The organism is Mesorhizobium sp. P3_A8, from assembly GCF_056402995.1.
Map to the genome: position 1 here is coordinate 98,065 of NZ_JBFUGI010000004.1, position 19,437 is coordinate 117,501.

At 62.0% G+C, this 19,437-nt stretch carries 18 protein-coding genes; 12 read left to right on the top strand and 6 right to left on the bottom strand.

Features of this window, described 5'->3' with window-relative positions; translation table 11 throughout:
* Positions 1 to 28: 28 nt before the first annotated feature.
* On the bottom strand, positions 29 to 532 hold the full coding sequence (locus tag AC1DX4_RS11120) for a SixA phosphatase family protein (protein ID WP_477220367.1): 504 nt from the start codon (positions 530 to 532) through the stop codon (positions 29 to 31).
* A gap of 276 nt (positions 533 to 808) precedes the next feature.
* On the opposite strand from AC1DX4_RS11120, the gene dksA reads away from it, so the two are divergent.
* Entirely contained in the window at positions 809 to 1,225 is a 417-nt protein-coding gene (dksA, locus tag AC1DX4_RS11125) for an RNA polymerase-binding protein DksA (RefSeq protein WP_006202025.1), read from the top strand.
* A 156-nt stretch (positions 1,226 to 1,381) separates the two neighbouring features.
* On the opposite strand, the gene AC1DX4_RS11130 is transcribed toward dksA, so the two are convergent.
* A complete protein-coding gene (locus AC1DX4_RS11130; protein ID WP_477220368.1) occupies positions 1,382 to 2,137 on the bottom strand; it encodes a hypothetical protein in 756 nt (251 codons plus the stop codon).
* A gap of 326 nt (positions 2,138 to 2,463) precedes the next feature.
* Here AC1DX4_RS11130 and cckA point away from each other — a divergent pair, with 326 nt between their 5' ends.
* A complete protein-coding gene (gene cckA / locus AC1DX4_RS11135; RefSeq protein ID WP_477220369.1) occupies positions 2,464 to 5,040 on the top strand; it encodes a cell cycle histidine kinase CckA in 2,577 nt (858 codons plus the stop codon).
* Between the two features lie 89 nt (positions 5,041 to 5,129).
* Positions 5,130 to 5,843 (top strand): purine-nucleoside phosphorylase, encoded by a 714-nt coding sequence (locus tag AC1DX4_RS11140; protein ID WP_477220370.1) that lies wholly within the window; start codon positions 5,130 to 5,132, stop codon positions 5,841 to 5,843.
* Between the two features lie 97 nt (positions 5,844 to 5,940).
* On the opposite strand, the gene AC1DX4_RS11145 is transcribed toward AC1DX4_RS11140, so the two are convergent.
* Positions 5,941 to 6,246 carry a ribbon-helix-helix domain-containing protein gene (locus tag AC1DX4_RS11145; protein ID WP_027044642.1) on the bottom strand — a complete coding sequence of 102 codons (306 nt, stop codon included), beginning with the start codon at positions 6,244 to 6,246 and terminating at the stop codon, positions 5,941 to 5,943.
* Between the two features lie 228 nt (positions 6,247 to 6,474).
* On the opposite strand from AC1DX4_RS11145, the gene AC1DX4_RS11150 reads away from it, so the two are divergent.
* From AC1DX4_RS11150 to AC1DX4_RS11160, 3 genes are all read left to right on the top strand, one after another.
* Positions 6,475 to 6,870 (top strand): VOC family protein, encoded by a 396-nt coding sequence (locus AC1DX4_RS11150; RefSeq protein ID WP_477220371.1) that lies wholly within the window; start codon positions 6,475 to 6,477, stop codon positions 6,868 to 6,870.
* Between the two features lie 80 nt (positions 6,871 to 6,950).
* On the top strand, positions 6,951 to 7,481 hold the full coding sequence (locus tag AC1DX4_RS11155; RefSeq protein WP_477220372.1) for a gluconate 2-dehydrogenase subunit 3 family protein: 531 nt from the start codon (positions 6,951 to 6,953) through the stop codon (positions 7,479 to 7,481).
* A gap of 49 nt (positions 7,482 to 7,530) precedes the next feature.
* A complete protein-coding gene (locus tag AC1DX4_RS11160; RefSeq protein WP_477220373.1) occupies positions 7,531 to 9,102 on the top strand; it encodes a GMC family oxidoreductase in 1,572 nt (523 codons plus the stop codon).
* Positions 9,103 to 9,167: 65 nt separating this feature from the next.
* On the opposite strand, the gene AC1DX4_RS11165 is transcribed toward AC1DX4_RS11160, so the two are convergent.
* Together AC1DX4_RS11165 and AC1DX4_RS11170 are read right to left on the bottom strand one after the other, a co-directional pair.
* Positions 9,168 to 11,081 (bottom strand): PhoX family protein, encoded by a 1,914-nt coding sequence (locus AC1DX4_RS11165; RefSeq protein WP_477220374.1) that lies wholly within the window; start codon positions 11,079 to 11,081, stop codon positions 9,168 to 9,170.
* A 134-nt stretch (positions 11,082 to 11,215) separates the two neighbouring features.
* Positions 11,216 to 11,623 carry a hypothetical protein gene (locus AC1DX4_RS11170; RefSeq protein WP_477220375.1) on the bottom strand — a complete coding sequence of 136 codons (408 nt, stop codon included), beginning with the start codon at positions 11,621 to 11,623 and terminating at the stop codon, positions 11,216 to 11,218.
* Between the two features lie 343 nt (positions 11,624 to 11,966).
* On the opposite strand from AC1DX4_RS11170, the gene urtA reads away from it, so the two are divergent.
* The 6 genes from urtA (at position 11,967) to AC1DX4_RS11200 (ending at position 18,166) form a co-directional block, all read left to right on the top strand.
* Positions 11,967 to 13,247, top strand: a complete 1,281-nt coding sequence (urtA, locus tag AC1DX4_RS11175) for an urea ABC transporter substrate-binding protein (protein ID WP_477220376.1) — start codon at positions 11,967 to 11,969, stop codon at positions 13,245 to 13,247.
* 107 nt (positions 13,248 to 13,354) lie between these two features.
* Positions 13,355 to 14,971: an urea ABC transporter permease subunit UrtB gene (gene urtB, locus AC1DX4_RS11180; protein WP_477220377.1), complete on the top strand. Its 1,617-nt coding sequence runs from the start codon at positions 13,355 to 13,357 to the stop codon at positions 14,969 to 14,971.
* Positions 14,968 to 16,203 (top strand): urea ABC transporter permease subunit UrtC, encoded by a 1,236-nt coding sequence (gene urtC / locus AC1DX4_RS11185; protein WP_477220378.1) that lies wholly within the window; start codon positions 14,968 to 14,970, stop codon positions 16,201 to 16,203. The genes urtB and urtC overlap by 4 nt, the downstream gene beginning before the upstream one ends.
* A gap of 6 nt (positions 16,204 to 16,209) precedes the next feature.
* Entirely contained in the window at positions 16,210 to 16,956 is a 747-nt protein-coding gene (gene urtD / locus AC1DX4_RS11190) for an urea ABC transporter ATP-binding protein UrtD (RefSeq protein ID WP_095200084.1), read from the top strand.
* Between the two features lie 71 nt (positions 16,957 to 17,027).
* The gene (gene urtE, locus AC1DX4_RS11195) at positions 17,028 to 17,723 is read left to right on the top strand and encodes an urea ABC transporter ATP-binding subunit UrtE (protein ID WP_013895283.1); all 696 of its coding nucleotides are present in this window, start codon (positions 17,028 to 17,030) and stop codon (positions 17,721 to 17,723) included.
* Positions 17,724 to 17,989: 266 nt separating this feature from the next.
* Complete coding sequence (locus tag AC1DX4_RS11200) at positions 17,990 to 18,166, top strand: hypothetical protein (protein ID WP_013531844.1); 177 nt, start codon at positions 17,990 to 17,992, stop codon at positions 18,164 to 18,166.
* 48 nt (positions 18,167 to 18,214) lie between these two features.
* On the opposite strand, the gene AC1DX4_RS11205 is transcribed toward AC1DX4_RS11200, so the two are convergent.
* Complete coding sequence (locus AC1DX4_RS11205; RefSeq protein WP_477220379.1) at positions 18,215 to 19,363, bottom strand: GGDEF domain-containing protein; 1,149 nt, start codon at positions 19,361 to 19,363, stop codon at positions 18,215 to 18,217.
* Positions 19,364 to 19,437: the final 74 nt, after the last annotated feature.

The following is a 19,437-nucleotide window of genomic DNA, read 5'->3' on the forward strand; positions in this document are numbered from 1 at the left end:
GCGCCAGAAATTGACATCCAAATCGATGCTAGAGATCGGCCGGTGTCAGAAACGCTTCGAGATAACCCGTTTCCTGGGCCGCTTTCGCCAGATCGTCCAGGAAACGCACGACCGCCAGGCCCGAGGTCGGGAAACCGTGATTGAGCAGCGCACGCGCCGTCTCGTCGCCGTCGCCTGACACCGCCATGGCAAGATCCTCCGTCATCGGGTTGTGGCCGATGACCAGCAGCGAACCCGGCCCGCCATGCTCCCGGATAAGGCGGAGGTAGCCGGCCGCGTCTTCGCTGTAGAGCGTATCGAAAAACAGCACCTTGCCGGTGTCGGTCTGGCCGGCCAGGCCTTCGAGCGTTTCCTTGGCGCGCCTGGCGTTGGAGCACAATGTCAGGTCGGGGACATAGCCACGTGAGCGCATGGCGGTGCCCATGATCTCGGCGTCGGCGCGGCCGGATGCGTCGAGCGGACGATCGAAATCGCGCATGCCGGGCAGCGCCCAGCCGGCCTTGGCGTGTCGCAACAGATAGAGCCTGCTCACCCAACCTCCAATGATGCCGATGCCGAAGCTGCATCGCGATTAGCCACGAGAAGGGCGTTGCGCACAATGGTCCGTATTCTCCCGCGCAAGGAATTGCGCATAACACCACGTGGTAAGGGGTTGCGGTGCTTTCGTCATAGAATCAACTGCATTTCTCTTCAGCAAGTGCCGTTGGGGCACTTTAACAATTGCGTGAGTCGGTGGCCGATTGCGCTTGTGCAGGCGTCGGGCGGCGAATATATAGGCGCGAAATTTGGGGCAGTTTGGGTGAGTCGAATGAACGACATCGTTACCGCCGATTACGTACCCTCCGAAGACGAGCCGTTCATGAACGAACGGCAGAAATCCTACTTCCGCCTGAAGCTCGTCACCTGGAAAAATGACATATTGCGCGAAGCGCGCGAAACTCTCGAAATCCTGCAGCAGGAAAACGCCAACCACCCCGACCTCGCCGACCGCGCTTCTTCGGAAACAGACCGCGCCATCGAGCTCAGGGCCCGCGACCGTCAGCGGAAACTCATCTCAAAGATCGATTCGGCGCTCCAGCGCATCGATGAGGGCACTTACGGCTACTGCGAGGAAACCGGCGAGCCGATCGCGCTGAAGCGGCTCGACGCGCGTCCGATCGCTACCCTGTCGATCGAAGCGCAGGAACGGCACGAGCGCCGCGAAAAAGTCTATCGCGACGACTGACGTATTGATTGTGAACCGTCTGTCAGGGCAGTTTCAATGAAGTTGCAATAAAAACGGCCGGGTTTTCCGGCCGTTTTTATTGGTGCGTGGCAAATCCATTGCAGCAAACGGAAGCAAACCTCGGCCAGATCGCCGGCGGGGCGCCTCAGGCGCCAATCATCTCTTCTGGCTTGAAAGTTCGCCCAGCAGCTTGGTCATTTCATCGTCGAGCGACTGCGGCGCCTTGGCTGCCGGTTTGCCGACAGGGCCGCCGGAGCGGGGCTGGTCGAGCGAAAATTCGAGGTCCTTCATCAATGTTTCGTCGATGCTGTCCTGCCTTGGCGGCGGTGGTGGTGCGTGCCTGATGGCATTGGCGTTGGCGGAGCCGTATGCAGGCAGCGGCGTGACATTGGTCGATTGATAGGCCTGCGTTACCGGTTTTGGTGCGGGCGCCGGTGCCGGTGGCGGCGCTGCCGGGCGCGGGCGGGCAGGCTGCACGGCCGCGGTCACCGGTTGCGGCACCGGTGCCGGTCGTGCCGGTGCGGGAGCCGGCTGCGGCGGCCGCGGTTTCGCCGGGGCCGCGGTGGCCGGGACAGGCTGCAAGCCGCCATCTCCAGTCAGCGCCGGACGGCGCGGGGCGGCGAGACGGATGTCGCGCTCGACGACGACGTCGGTCGGGCCGCCAATCAGAAGCAGATGCTCGATGTCGTCGCGGCGCACCAATACCAGCCGGCGATGGCTGTCGACGGCGGTTGCGTCCATGACGGCGAGCCGCGTCTTGCGGTTCCGGCCACCCGCGACAAACGTGCCGAAGGTCAGGTTGCGCACGAGCCTGATGATGACGAGCACGATGACCAGCAGGATCAGCGCCGCGAAGGTCCACAGGAGTGCAGCCGCATAACCAGGGCCCGCCACGCTATCCAGCCACTGCATTGGTTTCCCCTGATCGGTTCGGAAAGTGACGCGACACTAGACCGTTGGGACTAGCTACCGCAAGTTGCCTTCACGCATCGTGAACAGCTTGAAACACAGGGAAGGCCGGCCGGCATCATTTTTATCTGACATTTGCCGCCCGGGCCTTTTCCGGACTAGGAGAATGTGATTCAACCGGCTAAAGCGCGTCGCGCTGACGCCGATTCATGCGACGCGCTTTAGGTCCTTGTTTTCATGCATGTCGTTTTCCCAAAACCGAAGTCACTTTTGGGCGACATGCATTAGGGGCGGGTGTCGGAACATCGGACTTCACGAGCAGGGGGCATATGGCCAAGGAAGCGCGCGGCGATTTCTATCCGGTACCGATCGTCGACCAGAACACGCGACCGGGCGCGGTCACCCGGCTCATCATCTTCATCGTCGTTCTGACGGGCGCCGCGATCATTTTCGGTCTGTTCCGCGAGCGCCTCGGTGACCCGTTCCTGCTCGGCATGCTGGGCGTGCTGGCGATGATCGGCGTCGGCTTCCTGTTCGCGACCGCGATCGGCTTCGTACAGGTGACGCCGCGCTCGACCGGCGATGAACTGTCCAAGGCTTTCGTCGATTCGATGGCACAGGGCCTGCTGGTGACGGACACAAAGGGCCGCGTCGTCTACGCCAACCGGGCCTATGCCGAGATGACCGGAGCTTCCTCGGCCGCCGACCTCAAGACGGTCGAAGGGCTGCTATCGGATGTTCCCGAGGCCTCGGTGACCATTTACCGGCTGGCATCCGGCCTGCGTGACGGCCAGCCGGGGGACGGCGAGTTTCGGCTGGCGCAGTCGATTCGGCCCGGCGCCGAACCGGGCGCCCGCTGGTACAGGGCGCGCGCCCGCACCTTCAGCGTTCCGGGCCAGCGCTTGCCGATGCTGGCCTGGCAACTCTCCGACATTTCGCAGGAGCGGGCGGAGCAGGAGCGTTTCTTCCTTGACCTGCAGAAGGCCATTGATCACCTCGACCATGCCCCGGCCGGCTTCTTTTCCGCCGACCAGGACGGTCGGGTCACCTACATCAACGCCACGCTGGCGGAGTGGCTGGGTATCGATCTCGCCAGCTTCACACCTGGCGCCGTGACCTTGCCCGATATCGTAGCCGGCGACGGCATGGCGCTGGTGCGGTCGGTCAAGGCCGATCCCGGCACGACGCGCAACGCGGTCATCGATCTCGACCTGACGACGATGACGGGAGAGGCGCTGCCGGTGCGCTTCATGCATCGCGTTTCGGCCAGCCGCGAAGGTGTCGGCGGCCCGACGCGCACGATCGTGCTCAACCGCACCCAGGGCGAGGACGCTTCGGCCGATCTGCGCGCTTCGGAAGTGCGCTTCACCCGCTTCTTCAACTCGACGCCGATGGCGATCGCGGGTGTCGACGCCAGTGGGCGCATCCTGCGCACCAACGCGCCGTTCCTGTCGCTGTTTTCCTCGGTCGTCGACCGGGACGCCGTGGATCGCCGCGTGCGGCTCGATACGGTGATCCATGAACGCGAGCGGCCGGCCTTTGCCGCCGCATTCGAGAAAGCCCGGCAGCGGCAGGCCGACATCGAGCCGATCGACACTGTGCTGCCCGGTAACGAAGAGCGGCACATCCGATTCTACGTCAATGCCGTTGCCGATGGCACCGGCGGCGAGGGTGCCGAGGAATCGGCCATTGTCTACGCCGTCGACACGACCGAGCAGAAGGCGCTCGAAGGACAGATGGCGCAGAGCCAGAAGATGCAGGCGGTCGGCCAACTCGCCGGCGGCATCGCCCATGACTTCAACAATGTGCTGACCGCCATCATCATGGCCTCGGACCTGCTTTTGACCAATCACCGGCCGTCGGATCCGTCTTTCCCCGACATCATGAACATCAAGCAGAATGCCAACCGGGCGGCCTCGCTGGTCAGGCAGTTGCTGGCCTTCTCGCGCAAGCAGACGCTGCGGCCGGAAGTGCTGAACCTGACCGACGTGCTCGCCGATCTCAGGATGCTGCTGGCCCGCCTGGTCGGCAACGACATCAAGCTGAAGATCGACCACGGCCGCGATCTGTGGCCGGTCAAGGTCGATATCGGCCAGTTCGAGCAGGTGGTGGTGAATCTGGCGGTCAATGCGCGCGACGCGATGCCTGCCGGCGGCGATCTTACCGTGCGCACCCGCAACGTCACCGCCGAGGAGTGCAAGACCTTCCCTTATCGCGAACTGACCGCGGCCGACTATGTCGTGGTCGAAGCCGAGGACACCGGCAGCGGCATCGCGCCCGACGTGCTGAAGAAGATCTTCGAGCCGTTCTTCACCACCAAGGAGGTCGGCAAGGGCACGGGCCTTGGCCTGTCCATGGTCTACGGCATCATCAAGCAGACCGGCGGCTTCATTTTCTGCGATTCCGAGGTCGGCAAGGGATCGACCTTCCGCATCTTCCTGCCGCGCCACATCGCCGAAGCGAAGACGGCAGCCGAAGCCGGGGAAGCGCCAAGCGCAGCACCGGTCAAACCAATCGACAGCACCAAGGACCTGTCCGGGTCAGCCACGGTGCTGCTGGTCGAGGATGAGGATGCCGTGCGCATGGGCGGCATGCGGGCGCTGATTTCGCGCGGCTATACGGTGCACGAGGCATCCTCCGGCGTCGAGGCGCTGGAAGTGTTCGAAGCCTTGGGTGGCAAGGTCGACATCGTCGTTTCCGACGTGGTGATGCCGGAAATGGACGGGCCGACCCTGCTTGGCGAATTGCGCAAGCGCCAGCCGGACATCAAGTTCGTCTTCGTGTCGGGCTATGCCGAGGACGCATTCGCCAGAAACCTGCCGGCCGACGCGCATTTCGGCTTCCTGCCGAAGCCATTCTCGCTCAAGCAACTGGCAACGATCGTCAAGGACGTGCTTGAATCCTAATTTAGCGTCCTCCAATAACCGTTTTGCGTAACGCCGTGACAGCGCCATGATTGTGGATGAAACGGCAAGCGGGCTTGGGGGAGCAGCGATTGACGCCACACATCGAGGCAGACAAGGGCGACTACGCCGAAACGGTGCTGTTGCCGGGTGACCCGCAGCGCGCCGAATGGATGGCGCTGACATTTCTGGAGGCGCCACGCTGCGTCAATCGCCGGCGGGGTGCTCTGGGCTTTACAGGCCTGTTTCGCGGCCGGCCGATCAGCATTCAGTCGACGGGTATAGGTGTTTCATCCTTCCTGATCTATGCCCATGAATTGCTTGACTATTATGGCGTCCGAACACTGATCCGCACCGGTACCTGCGGTGGCCTCAGCGATGAGGTAAAGCTGCGCAGCCTGGTGATCTCGCAAATGGCGCGGCCGGAAAACACCGAGAGCGGTCAGGTCTTTGGCCTTTACGGAGCTGATGCCGGCCCGGATTCGGCGCTGCTTGCTTGCGCCTTGGCCAAGGCGACCGAACTCGGCATCGACCACCACGCCGGCCTGACAGCCTGCACCGACATATTCTACCATCCTGAAGCGCGCGCCCGCTATGCCGAAGCAAGGGCGCTCGGAGCGCTGGCCGTCGACATGGAAACCAGCGCGCTCTACCGGATCTCGGCGCATTTCGGCGCGAGGGCCTTGTCGCTGCTGACCGTCGTCGACAATCTGGTGACCGGCGAACAGGCCGACTATTCCGAACGCCAGGCGCTTTTCACCGATATGAGCCGGCTGGCGTTCGAAATCGCCGTGGAAGCGCGCTAGAGCATTTCACCGTTTCACGGAAACGGCGAATTGCTCTAACTCTTAGTTTTGACGCAATTCCGGACGCAAAACCGCTCACACTTTTGCTGGAATTGCTCTAGGCGGCTTCCTGCTTCAACGCCATCCGCTCGTCCAAGTCAGGCCGATGGCCGCGCAGATAGAGTGCGCAGGTGGTGCGTAGCATGGACGCGAAGTTAGGTATTTCGCCATTGATCTCGATGGCTTCGTCGTAAAGCTTCGAGATGAATTTGGGCGTCGTCAGGTTCTGGCTTTCAGCGATTTCGTCGAGCAAGGCCCAGAACGTCGCCTCAAGCTGGATGCTGGTCGAATGGCCATCGATACGAATCGACCGGTTGATCTGGCGATAGCCTTCCGGATCCTGTGCGGCAAACACTCTGCACATCGTTACCTCCCATTTTTGTTGGTCTTGGGCGTCGACGGAGCCATCGGCGCCTTTTGATCACTGCCTGCGATTTCATTTTCGACCGGACGGCCGACAACGGCAATCGGACTTTCGTCCTTAATGCATGTACCCGTTTTTCGATCCTATGCGTGGTAATCGGCTGCCACCACCTTATCTCGACCGGCGCGCATAATCACCTTCGAAAGCACGAACGCTGCGGAGTCTGATTTGGCGAAGGCGATCCACACCATGATCCGGGTTCTCGAGGAGGCCCGGTCCATCGATTTCTACAACAAGGCCTTCGGTCTCGACGTTGCCCAACGGCTGGATTTCGAGACCTTCACGCTGATCTACCTCAGCAATGCCGATACGCCTTTCGAAGTCGAGCTGACCGTCAACAAGGGCCGGCAGGAGCCTTATGCGCTTGGCGACGGCTACGGCCACCTCGCGGTCTCGGTTGCCGATCTCGACGGCGAACACGACCGCCTCGGCGCGCTTGGCCTCAACCCGAAGAAGATCGTCGAGTTCAACCGCGACGGTTCGCTGATCGCCCGCTTTTTCTTCATCGAGGACCCCGACGGCTACAAGATCGAGGTTCTGCAGCGTGGAGGGCGCTTCCAATAGGACACATCGCAGCCGCACCGAAAGGTGCGGTGCCAGCAACGGCACTCCTAGGGGTGCAAATAGCAAGCAGGGAGGAACAAATGGTCACGATCTATGACGGGAAGCCTGGACTTTCACGTCGGGAACTTCTCAAGCGCGGCAGCATCGGCGCGTTGCTCGTCATTTCCGGCAGCGCCGTCATCAGTCCCGAACAGGCCTGGGGGCTGGAAACCTCGGCGTTGAAGCCGGAGACGATGGCGACACTGATCCAGGTGGCGCGCGATATCTATCCGCACGACCAGGTGCCGGACAAATACTATGCCGTCGCGGTCAAGGGCCATGACGAGACGGCCGCCAAGGATCCTGCCCACAAGGAGCTGATCGAGAAGGGCATTGCCGAACTCGACAAGAAGGCCGGCAAGGGCGGCTATCGCGGGCTCGGCTGGGAAGAGCAGCGTGTGGCGCTGCTCACCGAGATAGAAAAGACGCCCTTCTTCCAGACGGTTCGCGGCGGCCTGGTGGTTAGCCTCTACAATCAGCAGGAGGTGTGGCCGATCTTCGGCTACGAGGGCGAGTCCTACTCCAAGGGCGGCTATATCGCGCGCGGTTTCAGCGACATCGAGTGGCTCTGAGCCTCGATCGTTCCAGTAACCCGCAAACAGGAATTCATGGGAGGAAACCATGGCAGCTACATTTGATCTGAAAAACGATGGCGTGGTCGTCATCATCGGCTCGGGCGCCGGCGGCGGCACGCTCGGCAATGAACTCGCCCAGAAGGGCATCGACGTCGTCATCCTCGAGGCGGGCGCCCGCCACGAATATGAGGACTTCATCAACGACGAGTGGGGTTCGTTCGCCCAGCTTGCCTGGACGGACAAGCGCACGACGTCCGGCGACTGGCGCGTGGCGAAGGATTTCCCCAACCTGCCGGCCTGGATCGTCAAATCGGTCGGCGGCTCGACCACGCACTGGGCCGGCGCCTCACTGCGTTTCCAGGAGCATGAGTTCAAGACGGCGTCGACCTATGGCAAAGTGGAAGGCGCGAACCTGCTCGACTGGCCGATCACGCTGGCCGAGATGGAGCCGTACTACGCCAAGGCGGAAGCCAAAATGGGCGTCACCGGCACCAATGACTGGCCGCGCCTGCCGGGCAACAACAATTTCAAGGTGCTGAAGGCCGGGGCCGACAAACTTGGCTACAAGGAATGCCACACCGGCAACATGGCGATCAACTCGGTCGAGCGCGACGATCGCAACTCCTGCCAGCAGACCGGCTTCTGCTTCCAGGGCTGCAAATGGGGCGCCAAATGGTCGACGCTCTACACCGAAATCCCGAAGGGCGAAGCGACAGGCCATCTCGAAGTCCGGCCGAACGCCATGGTGATCAAGATCAACCACGATGCCAGCGGCAAGGTGACCGGCGTCGTCTACGCCGACAAGGACGGCAAGCTGCAGGAGCAGAAGGCTCGCATCGTCGCGGTTGCCGGCAATTCGATCGAGAGCCCGCGCCTGCTGCTCAATTCGCAATCGGCCAAATTCCCGCACGGGCTTGCCAATTCGTCGGGGCAAGTGGGCAAGAACTACATGCGGCACACCACCGGTTCGGTCTATGCCATCTTCGACAAGCCTGTGCACATGTATCGCGGCACCACCATGGCCGGCATCATCCGCGACGAGGCGCGCCATGATCCATCGCGCGGCTTTGTCGGCGGCTACGAGTTCGAGACGCTGTCGCTCGGCCTGCCGTTCATGGCGGCCTTCCTCAACCCGGGCGGCTGGGGACGCTCCTTCACCACGGCGCTCGACCACTACGACCATATGGCCGGCCTGTGGATCGTCGGCGAGGACATGCCCCGCGAGGAGAACCGCATCACATTGCACAAGGACGAAAAGGACGCACACGGCATGCCGATCGCCGACGTGCATTTCGACGACCATCCCAACGACACGGCGATGCGCGACCATGCCTACAAGCAGGCCACCGCACTTTACGATGCGGTCGGCGCCACCCGCACATTCCCGACGCCACCCTATCCCTCGACCCACAATCTCGGCACCAACCGGATGAGCGAGAAGGCGCAGGACGGCGTCGTCAACAAGCATGGCCAGACGCACGACATCAAGAACCTGTTCGTGTCGGATGGCAGCCAGTTCACGACAGGCGCTGCCGAAAACCCGACCCTGACCATCGTCTCGCTGGCGATCCGCCAGGCCGACTACATCGCCGCCCAAATGTCGGCGAAAACCATCTGACCTCCCCGACTGCCTGCTGGCGCGGAACCTGACACGGTTCCGCGCCTTTTTTTGTCTGCTGGACGCTACGCACCGACCGGCTGGCCGTCCTTGCGGCGGATGGCGACGACCGATGGCCGTGGCGGCTGGCCGTCCTTGAAATCCGGCCACAGCGACTGTGCCTTGTCGAGCGTTTCGGCATCCTCGGACGGGTGCTGGACCGAAAGGAACAGCGTCGTGCCATCCGGGGTGAAGCAGGGGCCGGTCGCTTCCGCACCATGCGGGCAGGTGAACAGCAGCTTTGGCAGGCCGCGCGCCGGGCCTTCCGTGTCAACGCCATAGACACCGTCCGGCAGGTCGAAATCATTGGCGCCATCGGTTGCCACCCACAGCCGCCCGGCCGGGTCGAAGGTGATGTTGTCGGGGCAGACGAACCAGCCATTTTCCGACGTATCGGGATGGAAGGTGGCGCCGATCTTGGCATCTTTGGGATTGCCGCAGAGCACGAACAGGTCCCAGGCATATTTGTCTGATGTGTGATCGGCCTCGGTGCCGCGGCCGCCAGGCGGGATCAGCTCGACGATGTGGCCCCAGAGGTTTTCGGGCCGCGTGTTGGCCGGATTGACCTTGGATTCGTCGCGCTTCTTGTTCTTGGTCATGACGGCGTAGACGCGGCCGGTGACCGGATTGGTCTCGATGTCCTCCGGCCTGTCCATCGGGGTCGCGCCCAGCGCGTCGGCGGCAAGGCGCGTCTTCAGCAGCACTTCGGCCTGGTCGGCAAAGCCGTTCTCTACGGTGAGCTTGCCCTGGCCGTGAACCAACGGCAGCCAGGTCATCGAGCCATCGGCATCGTAACGAGCGACCGAGAGCACGCCATCGTCCAGAAGGCCGCTGCTGGAAGCCGGGTTCGCCTTGTCGTAGGCCTTGTTGGAGACGTAGCGGTACATGTATTCGAAATAGTCGTCGTCACCCATGTAGACGACGATGCGGCCGTCCTTGTTGAGGACGACGGTAGAGGCCTCGTGCGACATGCGGCCAAGGGCGGTGCGCTTCAGCGGCTTGGATTGGGGATCATAAGGGTCGATCTCGACCACCCAGTCGAAGCGGTTCGGCTCGTTCGGTTCCTTGTCGATGTTGAAGCGGTCATGGAAACGGCCACGGCCATAAATGTCGGAGCCGTCGAAGCCGTAGCGCTCGAGAATGTCCGCGGTCGGCGCCTTTTTCGGGTCGCCGCCGAACAGGTCGGAAACGCCTTCCTCGCAGGTCAGCACTGTGCCCCATGGGGTGAAGCCGCCGCTGCAATTGTAGCTGGTACCGAGCACTTTTGTGCCGGTCGCGTCAGTGGATGTCTTGAGCAGCGCATGGCCGGCCACCGGTCCGGAAACCGTCATTTCGGTGTTGGCGGTGATGCGGCGGTTGAGCGGGCTGTCCTCGACGGTTTGCCACTTGCCGTCCTTGAACATGATTTCGACGATCGAGTGACCCATCGCCGCCAGGCCGAGATCGACCTGTTCCTTGTTCATCGTCTTGCCGGCGTTGTCCTCGGTCATGCCGGGAAACATCACATTGGGCGAGATGTATTCGTTGTTGACGCAAAGCAGGCCGTGGTCGGAGTTTATCGAACCCTTGGGCAGCGGCAGGAAGGCGATGTAATCGCAGTTATAGCCGAAGCGCTTTTCCTGTTCTGCGGCGGCGACCTTGTTGCCGTCGAAATCCGCCAGGCCGGCGACAAGCGGATCGCCCCAGCGTGCGACAATCGTTGTTTCATAACCTTCCGCGGCGGCGTGGGTCTTGTCATAGACGCGCTTCAGTTCGGGAAAACCGAGTGTGGAAAGCGCTGCCGCGGCGTGTGTTTCGCCGGCAAACAGCGAGCCGACAAAGCTGCCACCGGCGATCAGGGTGCCGGAAGCGAGGCTGCCTTTCAGGAGGGCCCGGCGCGAGACGCGCTCGGCAATGATTTCGCGGATGACAGGGGAGGATGAAGACGGGAAGTCGGCCATGTGTCTGCCTCTCGATGTGGATGGGTGACGGCGCACCGCTGCCCTATCCAGCTTCGGCAACATTCAGATGACATCAGACCGGCGGACACGGCTTGCGGGCCGCACGGAGGCGGCGCCGTTGCCAGAGGAAAGGCTTACTGACTGCCTTCCTTGGTGCAGGTCGAGGCGGTGAAGGCGCCGTCGGGCTGCTTCATGATGATGTCGAAGGAGGGCGGGCTCTGGCCATCCAGCGTTGCCTGGGTCATCGACAGCGCGTTGCCGCCGGTGGTGTAGCCACCGAGCGGTCCCAGCCAGGAGATCACGCCGTTTGCGTCCATCTGGTAATTATAGCCCTGTTGGACGGTGCCGAAGGTTACAGGGCCTGTGTAGACATTTCCCTTGATGGTGATGTCGCCGAGGTTGATGAACATGCCGAGCAGGTAGACTTCGCAGTGATAGGTGCCATCGGGCATCTTGCCGTCACTGAAGTCGGCCCGTGCTGCCCCGGTCGCTGTCGCCAGAAACACGATGCCGATCAAAATGCGTGAAATCAGGGATGCCATGACGTTGCTCGGTTGAGGAGCGAGCTTGCCCTATTTTTGCGCCGCGCCGCAACATCCGCTAATTGCGATCTGACTGCCGAGTTCAAAATATAGGCACATACTCAATTTGGGCGAAAATTAGGCAAATTCCTTTGTGCGCTGCGCAAATTTCCCTCAACCAATTGTTAACCGGCTTTCCTGCATTTATCCAAACTAATATAACAACCATTTGAGAACGTTAGGATATTTTCTTTTTCTAACGTCGTCCCAGCAGTTGGCATGGGGGTTGCATTGAACTGTTTCGGTGCAATCAACCAGCTTGGGAGTCTTCGGTATGAGGGGTAGTTTCTCTACAATAACAAAAATGTTTTCGGCAAGCGTGGTCGCCGCCGGCCTGCTGATGTCCGTACCAGCCAAAGCGGCTGAGGACACGATCAAGGTCGGCATTCTGCATTCGCTGTCGGGGACCATGGCGATTTCGGAGACGACGCTGAAGGACGCCATGCTGATGCTCATCGAGCAACAGAACGCCAAGGGCGGTCTGCTCGGCAAGAAACTCGAAGCCGTCGTCGTCGATCCGGCTTCCAACTGGCCGCTGTTTGCCGAAAAGGCACGCGAGTTGATTTCGAAGGACAAGGTCGCGGCCGTGTTCGGCTGCTGGACCTCGGTGTCGCGCAAATCGGTGCTGCCGGTGTTCTCCGAACTCGACAACATCCTGTTCTATCCCGTCCAGTATGAAGGCGAGGAAAGTGAGCGCAACGTGTTCTACACGGGTGCGGCTCCGAACCAGCAGGCCATTCCGGCCGTCGACTATCTGATGAGCAAGGACGGCGGCTCGGTGAAGCGTTGGGTGCTGGAAGGCACCGACTACGTCTATCCGCGCACCACCAACAAGATCCTCGAAGCCTATCTGAAGTCCAAGGGCGTCGCGGCCGAAGACATCATGACCAACTATACGCCGTTCGGCTTCTCCGATTGGCAGACGGAAGTTTCGGCGATCAAGAAGTTCGGTTCGGCCGGAAAGAAGACCGCCGTCGTCTCGACCGTCAACGGCGACGCCAACGTCCCATTCTACAAGGAACTCGGCAACCAGGGCATCAAAGCCGAGGACATCCCGGTCATGGCATTCTCGGTCGGTGAGGAAGAACTTGCCGGTCTCGACACCAAGCCGCTGGTCGGCCATCTCGCCGCCTGGAACTATTTCGAGAGCGTCAACACGCCTGAGAACAAGAAGTTTATCGCCGACTGGCACAAGTTCATCAAGAACAACAAGCGCACCACCAACGACCCGATGGAAGCCCACTATATCGGCTTCAACATGTGGGTGAAGGCGGTTGAAAAGGCCGGCACCACCGATCCGGACAAGGTCATCGATGCCATGATCGGCGTTTCGGTGCCGAACCTGACCGGCGGCTATTCGACGATGATGCCGAACCACCACATCACCAAGCCTGTCCTGATCGGCGAAATCCAGGCCAATGGCCAGTTCGAAACGGTTTCGAAGACACCTGGCCTGGTGATGGGCGACGAATGGTCCGACTACCTGCCGGATTCCAAGGACTTGATCTCGGATTGGCGCGCGCCGCTCAGCTGCGGCAACTTCAACGTCAAAACCGGCAAGTGCGGCGGCAAGGGCACGAACTGATCCTCCCCGGACTGGACTTCAGGTCCATGTCCATGACCGCGTGCGTCCGGACGGTTTCCTCCACTGTCCGGACGCCCAGTTCAACCATCAAGGGTCGCCAAAAACCGATGAAGATTTTCCATGCGATGGGCCTCACGCTCTTGTTCCTGCTGACGACCCTGTCGTCTTCGGGCGCTGCGGAAGCCGATCTGCGTGCCATCATCGCCAAATTCGCGACAGTGACGGACTTTTCCGAGACGGGAGCTGTCGTTCAAGAGTTGACAGCCACAGGCGACCCGGCTGTCGAACGGCCGCTTGCCGCATTGGCGGACGGCAATCTTTACATTCGCACGGCCGACTCAATGGTGTTTGTCGGCGAGGAAGGCGACGAAAGCGTCAAGCTTTTCGATCCGCTGAGCGGCGAGGCGGCAGGCGTGGCCTCCGCGGACGACATCACCAAGGTCAGCGTCAACAACACGCTTCGCCGCGCCATCCGCGATGGATTGGGCACGTTGACGCTCGGCTCCAAGGATCCGACTGTCCGCATCGCCGCCGCCGACACCATGTTCAAGACGCCCGATGCCGCGAATATCGAGCCGCTCGACGCAGCGATCGCCAGTGAAAGCGTGGCGAGCGTCAAGGCTTTGCTGGAGCAGGCGCGTGCCGCTTCCATACTGGTGTCAGACAAGCCCGATGCAGACAAGCTGGCGGCCATCGCGCTGATCGGCGCGCGCGGCGACCGCGACGCGGTTTCGCTGCTCACTTCGGTCGAGGCAAATACCTCGGAAGCCGTGAAGGAAGCGGCGACGGCCGCGATCGCCAGCATCAATTCGACGCTGGCTTTCTGGGATGCCGGCCAAAACATCTGGTACGGCATTTCGCTGGGCTCGGTGCTGCTGCTCGCCGCGATCGGGCTCGCCATCACCTTCGGCGTCATGGGCGTCATCAACATGGCGCATGGCGAGATGGTCATGCTCGGCGCCTACACCACCTTCGTCGTCCAGCAGGTGATCCGCACGTCCTTTCCCAGCCTGTTCGACTGGTCGCTGGTGATCGCGCTGCCGCTGGCCTTCCTTGTCTCAGCCCTGGTTGGCCTGATCATCGAGCGCGGCGTCATCCGCTTCCTCTACGGCCGGCCGCTGGAGACGCTGCTGGCGACCTGGGGCGTGTCGCTGATCCTGCAGCAGGCGGTGCGCTCGATCTTCGGACCGACCAACCAGGAGGTCGGCAACCCTTCGTGGATGTCGGGCTCGTTCAATGTCGGACAGCTTGCTGTCACCTGGAACCGACTCTGGATCCTGGTTTTCGCGCTCACCGTCTTCGGCCTGCTGCTCTACGTCATGAAGCGCACGCCCTGGGGCTTGCAGATGCGCGCCGTCACCGCCAACCGGCGCATGGCCGCTTCCATGGGCATCAGGACGCCGTGGGTCGATGCGCTGACCTTTGCGCTCGGATCCGGCATTGCCGGTATTGCCGGTGTCGCGCTCAGCCAGATCGACAATGTCTCGCCCAATCTCGGCCGCGGCTACATCATCGACAGCTTCATGGTCGTGGTCTTCGGCGGCGTCGGCAATCTCTGGGGCACGCTGGTCGGCGCCTTTTCGCTCGGCATCGTCAACAAGTTCCTCGAGCCCTATGCCGGCGCCGTGCTCGGCAAGATCGTCGTGCTGGTGCTGATCATCCTGTTCATCCAGAAACGCCCGCGCGGCCTGTTCGCGCTCAAGGGCAGGGCGGTGGAAGCATGATTACCGGGCGCTTCTTTGCCGCCGGCGCGGACCGCCGCATCGCCTTCACCATCTTAATCCTGCTGGCGGTGGCCATCATCGTGCCGCTGCTCAACCTGGCGGTTTCATCGACCAGCGCGTTCTACATTCCGTCCTACATCGTGGCGCTGACCGGCAAATATCTCTGCTACGCGCTGCTGGCGCTCGCTCTCGACCTCGTCTGGGGCTATTGCGGCATCCTTTCGCTTGGCCACGGCGCCTTCTTTGCGCTCGGCGGCTATGCGATGGGCATGTATCTGATGCGCCAGATCGGCTCGCGCGGCGTCTATGGCAATCCGATCCTGCCTGATTTCATGGTCTTCCTGAACTACAAGGAATTGCCTTGGTTCTGGACCGGTTTCGACCATTTCTGGTTCGCCGCCATCATGGTGCTCGCGGTGCCGGGCCTGCTCGCTTTCATCTTCGGCTGGTTCGCCTTCCGCAGCCGCGTCACCGGCGTCTATCTCTCCATCATCACCCAGGCGATGACCTACGCGCTGCTGCTTGCCTTCTTTCGCAACGACATGGGTTTCGGCGGCAATAACGGCCTGACCGATTTCAAGGATATTCTGGGCTTCAACGTGCAGGCCGATGCGACGCGTTCGGCGCTGTTTGCCGCCAGCGCGGTGATGCTGGCGCTCGCTGTGTTCATCACCTGGGCGATCGTCGGCTCCAAATACGGCAAGCTGCTGATGGCCGTGCGCGATGCCGAAAGCCGCACCCGCTTCCTTGGCTGGCGGGCTGAGAACGTCAAGCTGTTCGCCTTCACCGTATCGGCCGTCATGGCCGGCATTGCCGGTGCGCTCTATGTGCCGCAGGTCGGCATCATCAATCCCGGCGAGTTCGAGCCGTCCAACTCGATCGAGGTGGTGATCTGGGCGGCCGTCGGCGGGCGCGGCACCATCGTCGGGCCGATCATCGGCGCGCTGCTCGTCAATGCCGGCAAATCCTGGTTCACCGGCCTGCTGCCGGAGCTCTGGCTGTTCGCGCTCGGCGGCCTCTTCGTCGCCGTCACGCTGCTCTTGCCGAAGGGCATCATCGGCATGTGGGATAGCTGGCGCGGCAATGCGAAGGCCTTGCGCGCAGCCGCCGTGGCTGAAGAAGCCGGCACCGAGGTTGGCGTGGCGACCGCGACTTCGAAGCCCGCTCGCTCGCCGGCGAGAAATCCAGGCGAATGGTCATGGTCCGACCCTGAGCCGCAGGCGGCGGAGTAAGCGACCATGAGCAAATCGAACACCATCCTCTATCTTGACGGCGTCTCGGTCTCCTTCGACGGGTTTCGCGCCATCAACAATCTGTCGCTGGTGCTCGACAAGGGTGAGATGCGCGCCATCATCGGCCCCAACGGCGCCGGCAAGACGACGATGATGGACATCGTCACCGGCAAGACGCGGCCCGATGAGGGCGAAGTCTTCTTCGACGGCCAGGTCGATCTGACCAGGCATGACGAGGCCGAGATCGCCATGATGGGCATCGGCCGCAAGTTCCAGAAGCCGACGGTCTTCGAAAGCCACACGATCGAGGAAAACCTGATGCTGGCGCTGAAGGGACCGCGTTCGATCTTTCCGGCGCTTTTTCATCGCCGCTCGGCGGCCGAGGCGCGGCAGATCGACGATATTCTCGGCATCATCCGGCTGGGTGACAAGCGCCATGAGCTGGCGGCCAATCTCAGCCACGGCCAAAAACAGTGGCTGGAGATCGGCATGCTGTTGGCGCAGGACCCAAAGCTGCTTTTGGTCGACGAGCCGGTGGCCGGCATGACCGACGCCGAGACCGAGGAGACCGCGCGGCTGCTCAAGGATATTGCGCGCGACCATTCGGTCATCGTCGTCGAGCACGACATGCATTTCGTGCGCGAACTTGGCGTCAAGGTGACCTGCCTGCACGAGGGCTCGGTGCTGTCGGAAGGCACACTCGATTTCGTTTCGGCCGACGAGCGCGTCGTCGAAGTCTATCTGGGGAGATGAGCATGGTCTGGCGGGTTCAATTCCATCGCTTCGATCTGTCGTTTCTCCGATTCTGGAAAAGGCGCTGAGACATGCTCGAAGTTTCCAACGCCACGCTCCACTACGGCGCCGCCCAGGCGCTGCGCGGCGTTTCGCTGAAGGCGGGGGCCGGCAAGATCACTTGCGTGCTCGGCCGCAACGGCGTCGGCAAGACCAGTTTGATGAGATCGATCGTCGGCCACCATCGGCTGACGAGCGGAAGCGTTGCCTTCGAGGGGAAGGCGCTCGACCGGAGCGCGGCGTATGACCGCGCCCGGTCGGGCATCGCATTCGTACCGCAGGGCAGGGAGATATTTCCCCTGCTCACGGTGCGCGAAAACCTGGAATCCGGCTTCGCGCCGTTGAAGCGTGCCGACCGCAACGTGCCGGCGCATGTCTTCGAGCTGTTTCCAGTGCTGAAGCAGATGCTCGGCCGCCGTGGCGGCGATCTTTCCGGCGGGCAGCAGCAGCAACTGGCGATCGGCCGGGCGCTGGTGATGCGGCCGAAGCTGCTGGTGCTCGATGAGCCGACGGAAGGCATCCAGCCCTCGATCATCAAGGACATCGGCCGCGCCATCCGTTACCTGCGCGATCAGGCCGGCATTGCGGTGCTGCTGGTCGAACAGTATCTCGACTTCTGCCGTGAACTCGCCGATGAGGTCAACATCATGGATCGTGGCCAGATCGTTCATACCGGCCCGGCGGAAGATTTAGACCGGGCTGATGTTCGCAAATTCCTGACCGTCTAGAATCGGTTCTGGACTTCGGCCGACGATCCAAAGTCTTTGGCAAGTCCAATATTTCTTCCATTCAGCTATCCGCATCTCTGGCGCGCCAGAGGCTGCATGTTAGTCTTTTCTTGGCTTTGTGAGTCGGCCGCTTCCGTATCAGTCTGGTTATCGCAGATCGAGGGCGCGGCGAAGGCCGGCAAGTTCCACGCAAGCAAGGCTTCCTAGCTTCCCTCCTGCGATCTCTGTCGTTCAACGCGTTTGGGCACACAGGCTAAGGGACAGCCATGGAACGTTACGTCGAGGACTACCAGAAGCGACGGCTTACCGAACGCGTCGATATCATCGCTGCCATCAACATCCTGAGATCACAGGGCTGCGACTACGACGACTTGATCGAGGAGATCACCAAGGTGTTCTACGTCGATCTCGATACCTTCAATGAAATCGTCATGGCGGCATAGAGCCGCCTTCGCCTATCAGCATGACGGGCTCGGCACTGATACGCGAGGTCAGCTCGCGCGCCGGAATGGCGAGGCGGTGACGCGGTTGCGGCCGCCGCGCTTGGCGTCATAGAGCGCCCTGTCGGCGGCGCTGAGCACCTTGTCGAAGCTGAGGCCCTCTTTGCTGCCGAACGCGAACCCGGCACTGACCGTGCAGCTCAGGGATCCGGTCTCGGTTTCGATCAGGCGCGTCGCGAAAGCGGTCCGGATGCGCTCCGCTGCTTCCTCGACCGTCTCCGGCAAAGTGCGCTTCAGCACCAGTGCGAATTCCTCGCCGCCCATGCGCGCGGCAACGTCGGTCTGGCGAAGATTGCCGGCGAGTTCGCCAGCAAACACCTTCAGCACCTCGTCCCCGGCCGCGTGGCCGAACTCGTCATTGATGGCTTTGAAATTGTCGAGGTCGAAGACGATCACGGCGGTGAAGGCGCCAACCGGGACATGGCCATGCATGTCGAACAGCGCGCGCCGGTTGAGCAGGCCGGTTAGGGGGTCGGTCAAAGCATTGCGGCGGTGGTGCCGGGCCAGACGCCCCTGGTTGAGCGCAAGCGACAGGGCGCCAATACCCGTCATGCTCGCGATGACGACAATGAGGCTCAATTCCTCGGCCCAGTTGCTGGGCGCATGGCCGAGAACCAGCTTGCCGTCCTCAATAAGAACCATGGCACAGAGCGCGAAGGACGCGGCCGTGGCAGCATAGAGTGCGGTGAGGCCGATCGTCAGGGCAGGGGCTTCGTCGCGGCCTTTCCAGTATTCGAGCGCTGTCGCGACCAGGAGCAGAGCGGCGAAAAGGTTCTCGAACATGAAGCCGAGGCCGTCATAGCCCAGAGCCATGGCAGGCAGCGCCACCGCTAGCGAAACGCAACCCAACAGTGCCCGTGGCAGCGGCGAGCCGCCGGTTCTGAACTGGTAGGCAGCTCCCCGCATCGTCGAGAAGCCGAGCAGCAACAGGGCCAGGGTGGCGATGCCGAGCAGGCGCCCGGGCATATCGATATAGGCGTCATAGACAAAGATATCGCCGACCACGAACACCAGGCTGATCGCCCATGTCAGCAGGAATTTTTCCGAGCGCGCGGTCAGCCACATGCCGAACAATGTCAGGCTCAGGCAAGCGGCGGAGAAACCGACTGCCAGCAGAAGTGAAGTGTAGTCGAGCGACATGCCCCTCTTTCCCTGCCGGCGGCGGCTCCAGCTCTGCGGCTTGGCGTCGCCGTATTCATGCGGCAAGGAAGTGT